Annotated in this window: 7 protein-coding genes; all 7 read right to left on the bottom strand. The window is 65.4% G+C overall.

Going from position 1 to position 12,834, the window contains the following annotated elements; translation table 11 throughout:
* Positions 1-124: 124 nt before the first annotated feature.
* Positions 125-1,081, bottom strand: coding sequence for a UDP-glucuronic acid decarboxylase family protein (locus ABZ664_RS36105; RefSeq protein WP_362520785.1), 957 nt, complete (start codon positions 1,079-1,081; stop codon positions 125-127).
* Positions 1,082-1,195: 114 nt separating this feature from the next.
* Positions 1,196-2,488 (bottom strand): glycosyltransferase 87 family protein, encoded by a 1,293-nt coding sequence (locus ABZ664_RS36100; protein ID WP_362520782.1) that lies wholly within the window; start codon positions 2,486-2,488, stop codon positions 1,196-1,198.
* Positions 2,489-2,677: 189 nt separating this feature from the next.
* Positions 2,678-4,498 carry an ABC transporter ATP-binding protein gene (locus ABZ664_RS36095; RefSeq protein ID WP_362520779.1) on the bottom strand — a complete coding sequence of 607 codons (1,821 nt, stop codon included), beginning with the start codon at positions 4,496-4,498 and terminating at the stop codon, positions 2,678-2,680.
* Entirely contained in the window at positions 4,491-6,344 is a 1,854-nt protein-coding gene (locus ABZ664_RS36090; RefSeq protein ID WP_362520775.1) for an ABC transporter ATP-binding protein, read from the bottom strand. The genes ABZ664_RS36095 and ABZ664_RS36090 overlap by 8 nt, the downstream gene beginning before the upstream one ends.
* A gap of 222 nt (positions 6,345-6,566) precedes the next feature.
* Positions 6,567-7,889 carry an SDR family NAD(P)-dependent oxidoreductase gene (locus ABZ664_RS36085; RefSeq protein ID WP_362520770.1) on the bottom strand — a complete coding sequence of 441 codons (1,323 nt, stop codon included), beginning with the start codon at positions 7,887-7,889 and terminating at the stop codon, positions 6,567-6,569.
* Positions 7,889-9,037, bottom strand: coding sequence for an acyl-CoA dehydrogenase family protein (locus tag ABZ664_RS36080; protein WP_362520765.1), 1,149 nt, complete (start codon positions 9,035-9,037; stop codon positions 7,889-7,891). The genes ABZ664_RS36085 and ABZ664_RS36080 overlap by 1 nt, the downstream gene beginning before the upstream one ends.
* A 166-nt stretch (positions 9,038-9,203) precedes the next feature.
* Entirely contained in the window at positions 9,204-12,818 is a 3,615-nt protein-coding gene (locus tag ABZ664_RS36075; protein ID WP_362520760.1) for an amino acid adenylation domain-containing protein, read from the bottom strand.
* Positions 12,819-12,834: the final 16 nt, after the last annotated feature.

Below are 12,834 nucleotides of genomic sequence, written 5' to 3'. Positions count from 1 at the left end.
GATCACATCGACAAGTGTTCTCAAAGGAAAGTCCATGCGCTCTTGTTCTGGAATAACCGATCGGTGGCAGCGGATCCGGTGCTTTCGGGAAAAGTTCTCGCCGGTTCGCCCGGAGATGCTCTCTTCAGACACGCGTCTGACTGTTGGAGAACCAGTCGATGGTCTTCCTTATGCCATCTTCGAGGCGTACCCGGGGTGCCCAACCCAATATTGAGCCGGCCAGGGTGAGATCCGGACATCGCACTTGCGGGTCATCTTGCATGCGCGGTATGAATTTGATGGGAGAGGAAGAGTTCGCGAATCTCTTGATGGTCTCCGCAGTCTCCAGGACATTCATTTCGCGCCGTCCGCCGATGTTGACGGGAGAAAGGACTCGCTCTGGATGATCCAGAAGTCTCATGATGCCCTCGACGGTGTCGCTCACGTAACAGAGCGTCCGGGTCTGTTTACCGTCGCCGGCCACAGTCATGGGTTGCTGCGTGATGGCTTGATTGATAAAAGTGGGAATCATCCGACCGTCGTCCCGGCGCATTCTCGGGCCGAAGGTGTTGAATATCCTCGCGATCCGGCAGTCTATTCCACGAGAATCCCGGTATGCGACTGTCAGTGCTTCGCTGAAGCGTTTCGACTCGTCATAGGACGATCGCGGTCCTATTGGGTTGACGTTGCCCCAGTACGTCTCCGGTTGTGGATGGACCAGTGGGTCTCCATAGACCTCGCTCGATGAGGTGAACAAAAATCTGGCCCCTTTCTCGTACGCGAGGTCAAGAGCCATCTGTGTGCCGACGGAACCCACGCGCAGGGTTTCCAGTGGCCATTTCATGTAGTCCATCGGGGACGCGGGGCACGCTAGGTGAAGAACGGCGTCCACTGGTTCTTCGACCCGCAACGGGGCTGTGATGTCCTTTTCTAACAGTGTGAATCCCTCGAAAGAGCGGGAGGGCTCGAGGTTGGCCGGGCTGCCGGTCAGCATGTTGTCCACGCAGATCACCTCGTCGCCTCTGCGGAGAAAGCTTTCACACAGATGCGACCCAAGAAACCCGCTGCCACCTGTGATCACGACACGACTACGTCCAGGCATTCCTCGATCCACCTCTCGATACAGGCGATTCGTGCCTCATTGCAGAATATGTGCGGTAGAAAACCGGCTGCGGGCTGTAAAACCTGCCGTTTCCGCCCAGAGGTTCGCGAGGCTTTATCGCGCGGGCTCTTCGAGGCCCTCTTCTTTCTGCCGTTCTTTCTGTCGTGTCGACCGTTTGTGCTTGGCCTCCTCCATCACGCCGTAAGCCGTGATCGCCAGAAGAAGGACTATCGTCACGTGCGTGACCACGCTCGTTGTGATCAATGGCAGGGTCTCAAGGGTGAGTGGGTCGTACCCCGGTTGATCGGGAAGGACCCATTCGTTGACCCGCAGGGCGATGACTGTTATCGGGATGACGGCGCAGGCCCAGAGCAGCGTGCTCTTTCTGCGCCGGGCGGCATCGACCAGCAGAATCGTCGCCGGAATGCTCCACACCCAGTAGTGATGCCACGCGACAACGGACAACAGCAGGGCCGTCATCGACACGACCACTATTCCGAGATTTTCCTCACCGATTTTGTAGGCCGCGCGAATCGCGGCCGAGGCGACGATCAGGGTGAGCAGGCAGCCGACGAGCCATACCGGTCTGGACGCCGCATCGGAATGTAAGGTCCTGGCCAGCATCCCGCGAAGCGACTCGTTGGGAACCCAGCCCGCGGGCATATATCTGGCGGTGTTGAACATCTGGTGCAACCAGTAATCCGCGGAATAGCCGGGGAAGACGACCCAGGTGAACGCGACCGTTCCCACTGCGGTGCCTATCGTTGTTCCCGTGGCCCGAATCCTGCCCGTCAGCAGGTAGAAGAGGGCGAACACGCCAGGGAAGATCTTGAAGCCGGCCGCCAGGCCGATCAGAACCCCTTTGAATCTGGACGAGTCCGGCAGACAGAGGTCCACCAGCACAAGTGCCATGAGGACCAGGCTCACCTGTCCCCACTGCAGGTTCTGGTCGACGGGATTCAGCAGGAGACAGGCGACCGTGATGGGGATCGCCAGCCGCCAGACGTTGGCGACCCCTACGCGCTTGAGGCAGAGATATACGCTGAGCTGCAGCGCGGCAATGCTGATGGCGGTCCATATCAGCCCGGCGACGTCCAGGCTCAGAATTCCGAACGGGAAGAGGAAGAAGAGCGCGAACGGTGGATAGTTGAAAAGCAGCAGATCGGCGCCTTCAACGATGTCCTTCGAACCGACGACGTACGGGCTGACACCATCGAGAACCGCGTTGACAGCGGAACGGTACACCTTCATGTCGAGCATCCACGACCCGGGATGGTGATAGTACTGCTGCGTCGCCCACATTACGACCGCCAGTGCCGCGGGGACGAGAATCCACACGGTCGCCATCGCGATCAGCCGCTTGCTCGTCGTTCTCTCTGTCGAGGTTTCCTGAAATGCAGCGTTCATCGTGTTCCTTTTCGGACGCGATCGGTTCCCGCCGCTCTTCATCTGCCAGGCGAAACCGGTTGTGTGTATAAGGTAGCAAACTTAATTGAAGGCGTCACTACCATGACGTGTTCAATTGTATTTGCGATAGCGCCGACCATGCTTGACTCTATTATTCGCTTTCTCCTGTTGAGTCGAGTGTTCAATCGATCAGCGATAATTGACCTCCTGTAGTTGGTACAGCTCCGCGTAGAGGCCTCTGGCGGCGATCAGTTCCTCATGGCTCCCCGCCTCGGTGATACGTCCTCGCTCCAGGACGATGATCAGGTCGGCCATGCGAACCGTGGAGAAGCGATGGGAAACCAGTACGGTGATCGTCCCGGCGTCCGCCGCCGAGCGCCGGGCGGCGCGTGTCCACTGTTCGAAGAGCGTGTGCTCGGTTTCGGCATCCAGGGCGGCGGTGGGTTCGTCCAATATCAACAGCAGTGGTCGGCGACGCATCATCGCCCGGCCGATGGCCAGCTTCTGCCATTCACCGCCGGACAGATCCACTCCGTTGGGCCAGTTGGTGCCGAGCTGTGTGTTCAACTTCGAGGGCAGCCTGGCCGGAAGGTCCGAGGCACCCGCCCGCTCAAGCGCGGCCCGTACCGCTTCCCGATCTCCCTTCAGACTCAGGTCGCCGATGCCCACGGCCTCGTGGAGCAGGAGTTCGAATCGCGCGTGATCCTGGAAGGCGGCCGCGATCTGGAGCCGCCAGTGCTCAAGTTCGAGCTGTGACAGTTCGGCGCCGTCGATGAGGATGCGACCGCCCGTCGGTCGGCACATTCCGGTGAGAAGTTTGACGAACGTGCTCTTCCCGGCGCCGTTGTCCCCGACGATCGCGACGGTCTTTCCCGCGGGAAGGAGAATGTCGAGATTGTGCAGGACATCACGATCGCCCTGCTCCGTATAGCGGTAGGAGACACCGTCGAGCCGGATCCCCGCGCGCAGCCGGTCCGGCACGGAGAGCGGGGCGGCCGGGGTTCGCCGGTCGTCCCGCGCCACGTCCAGGAGATAGACGTAACGACTCGCGGAAGTAAGCGTGCGAAGGGCCCATTGCACCACTTCGGTGGTGCCGACGACCAGGCCGAGGATCTGGCCGGCCAGAATCGCGGTCACCAGCACGTCGCCGACACTCGCCGTGCCGCTGACCGCACGTGTCGCCATCATCGCGATGGCGCCCGCGTAGCCGAGCACGAAGACCAAGCGCGCGGCAAGGCTGATCGCCTGGCCGTACATGAGATGCCTGAGTTCGATGACTCGCCTCTCGCGGTACGCGGAGCGGAAGCGTCCGACGAACTCGTCCTGTAGGCGGGATACCCGGATCTCCTTGGCGGGGCCCGGCTTCATCACCATTTCGTACAGGTCTCTCGACTGCCGGTTCAGATCGGCGGCGGCCTCCACGCCCCGTTCGTAGAGACGGTTGACGCGGCCGCCAAGCGCCAGACTCGGCACGCCGAACAGCGGCACGAGGAGCAGGATCGGGTCGACCGACGCCAGTAGCGCGGCCGTCATCGCGATGCGCATGCCGATGTTGACGATGTTGAGTATCGCCGGGATCGTCTCCCCGAACTCCCAGGACTCTGAATCCAGGAGCTCCAGCTGAGTGAGATGCTGCGGGTTCTCGTGGATCTCGAGCGTGGGTGATCTTCCAACGACATCGAGAAGGCGACACTCCATGACGTGGTGCGCCTTCTCGTTCAGAGTCTGCCGCGTCCGCGCACCGGAGTAGTCGAGGGCCGCACTGCCCACGATCGCCAACGCCAAGCCCAGGGCGGGCCATGTGGCGGCCCACCTTTCCCCTTCGCCGACACCGTCGATGACCAGCTTCAGCCACAGGGCGAACGATGACACCAGGAGTGCCTGCGTCACGCTCACGCCCAGGGCGGCGATGGTCCGTACACGGTCGGTTTCCCAGGCGACCCTGAGGATGACCTTCGTCGCACGCACCCGGTCGGGGCGGAACGGGCGGAAGTGCACCTTGTCAGCCACCGAAGGAACCTCCCGCGGGGGTGCCCTTGGACGTGTAGCGAGCGGCCTGCCGGGCGAAGAGGCGCGCGTAGGTGCCGTCGAGTCTCATGAGTTCGTCGTGGGTGCCGTCCTCGACGAGCCGTCCCGCCTGCAGCACGACGATGCGATCGGCACGGCGTACCGCCGAGAAACGGTGGCTGATGATAACCGTGGTCAGCCCGCGGGTGAGGTCGAGGAACCGGTTGTACAGATCCGCCTCGGCGCGGACGTCGAGGTGCGCCGTGGGCTCGTCCATGACGATCAACTGGGCGCCGTTGTCCACCGCCAGCATGGCGCGGGCGAGAGCCAGCCGTTGCCACTGTCCGCCGGAGATGTCGACGCCGTCGGTGTAGCGACGAGAAAGCAGGGTGTCGAGGCCGAAGGGCATGTCGTCGATGATCTCGTCTGCGCCGGCCAGGCGAGCGGCGGCGCGGACGCGAGAATCGAAATCGTCCGCTCCGAGGCTCCGTAGCCGCTCGATCGCGCCGAAACCGATGTTCTCGCGAACGGGCATCGGATAGTGAACGAAGTCCTGGAAGACCACCGCGATACGTTTACGCCACTCGGTCGGATCGACGTCGTTCAGGTCGGTATCGCTTACCCTGATGACGCCCTTCTGAGGCCGGGCGAGCCTGGTGAGCAGTTTTATCAGGGTGGTCTTCCCCGCACCGTTGAGTCCTACGATGGCCAATGACTGGCCGGCTGGGATAGTGAGGTCGAAACCTTCGAGAACAGAGTGCTGTTGTCCTGGGTACGCGAAGTGCACGTTCTCAAAGCGAATGTCTCCCGTCGCGGAGGGAAGAATCGCGCGACGGCTTTCCAACGCGTCTCTCTCGCGACCTGCTACTTCCCGCTCCAGGGTGAGGACGTCGGGGATGGGGACGGCGCCGTTCTCGATCCAGATGTCGCCGTGCTGGCTGGCGAGCGCGGCCATCCCGATCAATCCCTGCAGCACCACGACCATGGAGTCCGCGCCGATGCCGGGTACGCCCTCCGCTGCGGGGACCAGAGAGAACAGGATGACCACGTGGCTCGCCAGCAACACGAGCGCGAGGAGGGCCAGCCGAGGTTGCCCGATACGGCGTGCCTTCAGGAGCTCGGCCATGACGGAGGCCCACTCCTTGCCGAACCGATCCGCCAGCCAGCCGGACAGGCCGTAGATTCGCAGCTCTTTCGCCCACTCCGGCATGAGGGAGATGTTCTTGAAGTAGGCGGAGCGCCGCAGCGGATCGGTCCAGAAGGGATTGGCCCGGTAGTAGCTGGCCCTGATGCCCCATCCGGCGATGATCCACAGTACGGCGAGAAGCACGCCGGCGAGCGGCCAATACCAGGCGACCAGCAGCGCGGAGGTCAGACCGCCCGCCTGTTTCGTCCACTTCGCGCTGATGCCGCTGACCAGCTCTCCCGGTCCGAAGCGTGCCGCCCGTGCGGCACGGTCCCGTTGGGCGGCCATGAGCGGGTCGTCGAACAGGTCCAGCTGGGACAGTGAGGTCGAGGCGCGTATCACCCGGGCGAGGAGGTGCTCGTCGAAGCGGCGATAGAGATCGGCGACCAGGAGCTCCTGCGCGCCGGCACACACTTCCTGGAGCAGCAGGCAAACGCCCATCCAGATGACGACGACCGTCACACGGCCGGGATCTGCCGCGGCGCCGTCCGACAGCGTGCTCACGAGCCGCCCCACCAGAACCGCGAAGACGCCGGGCAGCGCGCCGGCGATCACCACCAGGCCGACCAGGGCGCCGAATCGCCCGGGGAAAGCCCTGGCGAGCACCACGAGGGAGGTGCGGCGTGCCGCCCCGTGCCGCGCCGCGCGGCGTACGAGGGACACGCACCGTCGAATCACCCCCCCTCCGAGATGAATTCGACGAGTGTTCTCGTCGTCGGCTCTCATGTCTTCCTTCCCCGTGGCGATCGTGGCCTCGCTGTTTTCGTCGGGGCGTGCGATCTCCATTGCGTGCGGTCCGGTGGTACCGGGATCGGATGCCGTCCGCCTGATGTCTCTTTCATCCAACGCCGTAGTGGCTTTCCCGGGTCCAATGAAATACGGTGCTCACTCCATTCGCTCGGTTATGGGGCCTCCGGGAGCGGACGAACGTATGCGGCTTCCTCTCACCCGCACAATCCGAATAGGGGCGATCCGGGCGATGACTCGCGCGCTGCGCATCATCGCCGGGTCATAGTCGTGCCCTCTGTACTTCCGGCTCAATCGGTCGATGTGGTTTCGTGCGGCCGGCTCATGGTCGAAACCGACGACCCGGCCGCGAATCTCCGCGAAGTGGTGGGGGTCGTCTCGGTCGATCAGGGTGACGGTCACTTTGGGATTTATCCTCATGTTGAGGTACTTCTGGCGATGTATCTCGCTGTTCACGAGCAAATGCCGGCCGTCGTAATCGATCCAGACCACGTGCGTCTGTGGCTGATCGTCGGGCATCAAGGTGGTGAGGACGGCGAGGTTCTCATCCGACAGCAGGGCTGTGATCTCCTCGTCGCCAAGGTCGTGAGACATCGGCTCGTCGCCCCCGCGGTCTGCCGCGGAAGTGAAGAGCCGGGCATAGCGATCGAATCGGTGCTCGCCGAGAAGGGCGATCGTGGTGTCCGCGTCGACGCCCACCGGCAGCCGGAACGGGGGGCGTGGTGCCGTGATCAACCGATGCACGGCATCGGCGGTCATCCGCGGAGAAGGGACGTAGTCCGGGGGTTCGAGGGCCGCGAGGGCATCACGCATGGTCAGGGCATGCGAGTCGTAGGGATCACCGCAGCGGTCCCAGTCGGCGGCGTCCCGCCCGTTGAGAGAGAGCCGGCTGGGGAAGCGGCCTGGCTCGACCAGGCTGACGGTCACCCTGAAGGGTGACATCTCCAGGTAAAGCGCTTCGGCAAGTCCCTCCAGCGCGAACTTGCTCGCGCAGTAGGCACCGAGCAGAGGTCGAGCGGCCCTGCCCACGATGGAGGAGACGATGATGACATGCCCTCGTCGACGCGTCCGCATCGCGGGCAGGGCGGCCCTGACGACGCGGTGGGTTCCCACCACGTTGGTCTCCAGCTGCCAGGCGAGCTCATCCGCGCTCACGGCCTCCAGCGGACCACGAAGCTCCACCCCGGCGTTGGCCACGACGACGTCCACACCGCCGGCGAGATCGTCGATGGCCGCGTAGGCGGCCGCCACGGAGGAGTCGCTGCCCATGTCGAGCGACAGCACATGAACGAGTTCGTCGTCGCAGAAGAGATCTCCGGCCGCGGACACGTCCCGCATCGCGGCGAAGACCGTCATCCCCTGGGCGGCGAGATACTCCGCCGTCGCCCGCCCGAGTCCACTTGAGCAGCCGGTCACCAGCACGCGCACGGGGGGTTGTCCCGCCTCGTGGTCGCGGGGCATCAGAAAACCTCGCCGTGGGGTGGGAGTCCCATGAGGACCCGGCCCGACAGCGCGTAGTTCGGCTCTTGCAGCAATGTGTGCTGAGCGATGGCCGTCAGGTCGCGAAGCCGCCGCTGCAGGGGGTGGTGATCGAAGATCACGCTTCCGCCGCACGCGTCGAAGAGGGCCTGTATGGCCGAGCGGCAGGTCACCCCCGTGTGTACGATCATCAATCGGAATCGCGCCCGGAGGTCCAGGTCTGGTGGTTCACCCCGGAGCAGCCCCTCCCACAGCTCGCCGATCACGGCCTCCGCGTAGGACCGGGCAGCGGCCACCGCGGCTTCCGCCTTACCCAGTGCCAGCTGCACGTGCGTCGACTCCTTGCGCGCCGCGCCGGTGAGCGGGTCCCGGCGGTCGGCGATCCACTCCATGAATTCCCCCAGGGCCCCACGTGCCGCGCCCAGCGCGGCACCTGGCACGTTCGCCCGGTACATCAACGGGAACCGGTACAGCGGCTCGTCGCGTCGCGCCCCGGCGAGAAAACTGAAGGTGGTCTCGCTGGTCACGTAGTGGTCCCGGGTGCTGTAGTCGAAGCTTCCACTGGCGCGGAGGCCGATCGTGTGCCACGTGTCGTGAAGTTCGCAGGCGATCCGGGGGAGCATCGCCACGATCCACCGGCCGTCGGCCGGGTCGTCGCCGTTGTCGCTCTGCACACGGCAACCGCTGGCGATCCAGGTACTGTGATATGACGCGCTGCCGAAAGGCCAGCGGCCGGAGACAAGGTAACCGCCCTCGACAGGCCGGGCGACACCTGCGGGCTCGACGAAACCGGCGGTCACGACATTCGGATCCGCTCCGTACAGTCGTTTCGCCACCGAGGGATCCAGAAAAGAACAGTAGAAGCCGCCGTCGGAGCCGACCATGGCGTACCACCCCACGGACGCGTCCACTTCGGCGAGCCTTTCCACGGCACGTAACTGCAGCAGCGGGTCGGCTTCCCAGCCGCCCAGGTCCGCGGGTACGGCCATGCGAAAGACACCACTGCGCCGCAGACATTCCACGGCCGCGTCGGAAAGACAGCGCTGATCCCCCTCCTCTGCCATCAGGCGCTTCAAGGCGGGAATCTCACGATCGATGGCCGCGAGCAGGGGGTGAGACATCTCTCGCATCAGGTCGGCTCCTCGGGACAGGCCTTCAGGAATACCTGCCGGCATCGCGTCCTCGCCGGGGACGAACGGAAGTACTCCGCAGGACGATCTTTCCGTCCTGTCGCGATGATCCGGCGATGGCGAAGTGCCGGACGCGGGGTACGTATCGACATGCATGGCACGGGCACTACTCCGACCACATCGGTCGCAGCGTCACCGAAAGACGCCTTAGGTGATCGTCCGCCCATTTTTGAATGGTGTGGCGGTGATGGAGCGCTCGTGAATACGTCCACTCCATGACGAGACGGCGATTCACCAGCCGCGCCTGCACCTCGATGAGGTGGGGACGTTGCCAGGTGTCGTGGACATACGGGCCGAGGGGGGCGTCCAGCTCGCCGACCATCAGTTCTCCCGGGTAGAACAGGCCGGCGTCACCGCCGTAGTCGAAGGACACGTCGGCAGGCGGCAGGTCCAGCGGTGACGAGTGGGCGGGTGCTCCCAGGTAACGCAGCGCTCCGTAGGAGATCGCCCTGGCCTGCGTCCATCGGTTCGCGCGGACCGTGGCGGCCAACCGCTCCCGTGCCGTCCCGTTCGGGGGGAGGGGGACCGCGAGCGGTGTGACCGTGGTGAACCATCCTGTCGTACGCGACAGATCCACCTGGGAGGAGACGGACTCCGCACGTCCGTGTCCCAGTACGTCCAGCCGTACCGGGGCGGTCTCGGAGACGTCCGCCAGCACCTCCACCAGGGCGTGGAGAACCAGCTCGTCAGGTCGGTACGTGAGCTCGCGCGGCGCGCGGCGCAGCAGGACATCGGTCGCCTCCCGCCCGAGCTCCGCGTGTACGGTCGCCGCGGTCGCCGCAGTATTGGCGGCGGGGGGGTCGGCTACGGGGTGGTCGAGGGGAATCCGGGTGATCGCGTTCGCGTGTTCGCGCCAGCGGGACAGATCACCGATGGTGGCCGGATCGGCCGCATGACGGCGCAGTGCCTCCGTCCAAGAGAGATACGACGTCGTTTCTCCCAGCCGCGGAGCCCGGCCGGTCTCCCGCAGGCTCCGGTAGCAGTATTGAAGATCGTCCGTCAGAACGGGCCAGGACATCATGTCGATGGCCATCTGATGAGCCATCAGCAGCAAATGGCCGGCCGCGCCATCGGCACCGGGTACGTGAACGGCGCTCACCAGACGACCGGCCTCAAGATCGAGCGCGGCGTGCGCCGTCCGAAGCGCCCACGGCAACCATGCCAGAGGCGCACCGTCCGCCGTCCGTTCGGGGGCGGCCGACCACAACGGGGCAGGTGGGTCCGCCAGGACTTTCTGGCGCGGCCCCGACGGCGTCGGGACGACGGCGGTCCGAAGCGATGGATGCGCGTGGATGACAGCGGTCAAGGCGGCGCGCAAGGCTCCCACATCCACATCACCGGTGGTCTGGAAGCATCCGGCCTGGTACCAGTGGTTCCGGTCGTCGGTGGCCAGCCGCCACGCATACGCCTGACTCGGGGACAGCGGCCCGTCGTCGGGCTCACCTGAAGCGATCACGGTTCGGCCGGAGCCGTCCTCCGCGAGCCCGGCCATCCGCGCGGGGGTACGGAGGGTGAGCACATCGCCTGCTCGCAGAAAGATGCCATGCCGTCTGCAGAGGAGTGCCAGCGACATCGCCCGCAGGGAGTCGCCGCCCGCATCGTGGAAGTCGTCGTCCACCGACGGGAAGGTGCTGAGCACCGCGGCCCAGGCCCGTCGTATGACCTCCAGCGGAGAGCCGCCCGCGTCGTCGGGCGGAGCGGAGTGCTTCGCGGGACGCGGTGCCTCCCCTGCGGCGCTCGCCGACAACCGGGCGAAGTCGACCTTGCCGTTGGAGGTGAGGGGGAGCTTCTCCACCATGAAGATCCGAGCCGGGATCATGAAGGGTGGAAGGCGATGGGCCAACTCCCGCCGAAGGCTCGCCGCGGTTGTTTCCGGTGCGACGACGAACGCCGACAGCGCCTTGCCGTTCTCGGCGTCCACCGCGGCGACGGCGGCTTCTCGAACGTGCGTCAGAAGGGTGAGCTCGTGCTCCACCTCCGCCGGCTCGACGCGCTGGCCCCGGATCTTGACCTGGCCGTCCATCCGCCCGAGAAACTGAAGGTTCGCGTCAGCGTTCCATCGCACCAGGTCACCGGTCCGATAGAAACGGTTCTCAGGCCCCGGTAACGGGCCCTGGACGAATCTCCGCTCCGTGGTGTCCGGATCGCCCAGATAGCCGTGAGCCAGGCCGGCCCCCCCGATGTAGAGCTCTCCCGTTTCCCCGACGGCCACCGGCCGCCGCGTGTCGTCAAGCACAAGTAGCCTGGTGGCGCCACAGGGCCTTCCGACAGGCGGAAGGTCGTCCGCCTGGGACGGCCTGGCGGCGTACGCCGTCACCAGCTGTGTTTCGGTGGGGCCATAGTGGTTCTGCAGGATCGCGCCGGGAATTCTCCCGAACCAGTCACGGAGGGCGGGCGTGAGAACGAGCTGCTCGCCTCCGCTGGTCACATCGAGTAACCCGGATGGGACGAGCCCTCTGCGCAGGCTTCGCTCGGCGATCCGGGTGAGGGTATGCGGTGGGAGGATCACCCGCTGGACGTCCTGGTCACACAACGCCTTCAAGAGGACGTCCGGATCGTGGCGCGCCGCCGTGGAGGCGACGACCACCGTCCCGCCCGAGCACAGCACGGGGAATATCTCGGCCGTCGAAGTGTCCCATGCCAGGTCGGAGAAGTGCAGGCAGCGTCCTCGCAGAAACGCCTCCGAGTCGTTGAGATACCACCACACATGGTGGTTCAGCGAACGGCGGGGCATCGCGACGGCTTTCGCGGGCCCGGTGGAGCCCGAGGTGAACAGCACATAGGCCAGGGCTTCAGGAGGGACGACGTCCGGCAGGGTCCCGGTAGCGGTTTCGTCGATGTCGCGCCCGATCGTCGCCACGGAAATGCCGTCCGCCGAGAAGACGTCACGATTCGCCTCACCTGTGATCGCCATTCTGGCGCCCGAGACGGCGAGGTACCGACGGCGTCGCTCAGCCGGCACGTCCGGGCCGACGGGCAGATAGGCGGCACCTGCCCGCAGCACGGCGAGCAGCGCCACGATCGAGGTGAGTCCCCGGTCGGGCAGGCCGAGGGCGACCACGTCGCCAGGGCCCACTCCCGACGCGATCAGCCGAAGCGCCAAATGGCGCGTCCGCGTCTCAAGGGTCGCGTAGTCCAGTTCGCCGTCATCGGCCCGCACCGCGATCGAGTCGGGTACGGCGTCGACCTGGCCGAGAAAGAGGTCGCAGATGTCCGGCCAGTCTCGCGATGAGCCGGACCCCGTCCAGGGGGATGAAAGGAGGAGACGTGTTTCCCGGGCTCCGGGCGGCGGCCGGCCGTCACCGCCTTCGACCATGTCGAGAAGCCTCGCCGTGGCGAGTGCGGTATCAGGCACGATCCCGCCATCGGATCGCGCGATCAACGCACTCCGCCCGCACGTGCTGTCGGTCTCAAGCCGGCAGCGGGAAAGCACTGTGCGCGGTACCGGTCGCGAGCCGGTCCGGCCGGGGGAGTCCAGCTCGGCGGTCCAGCGGCCGTCGATCGCGGGGGTTCCTCCGGCCCATTGCACGGCGCGGCCGGTCCCGGTGCGCGCGGTCGCGACGCGTACGGTGCCGCTCCGGGACAACCGCACATCGATCTCCGGGACGCCCATCTCCCACAGGCACACCGCCGCATAAGCATCGAGTACGTCCGCCGGCGGCAAGGAGCCGGGCAGCCGGCCCTTGGACAGAGGGTGATCCGACAGCGGTGATGTGCTCATGTCTCTCTCGTCATCG

This window comes from Streptosporangium sp. NPDC006930 (assembly GCF_040635605.1).
Classification (GTDB): domain Bacteria; phylum Actinomycetota; class Actinomycetes; order Streptosporangiales; family Streptosporangiaceae; genus Streptosporangium.
This window is presented reverse-complemented; position numbering and strand designations above follow the sequence as displayed.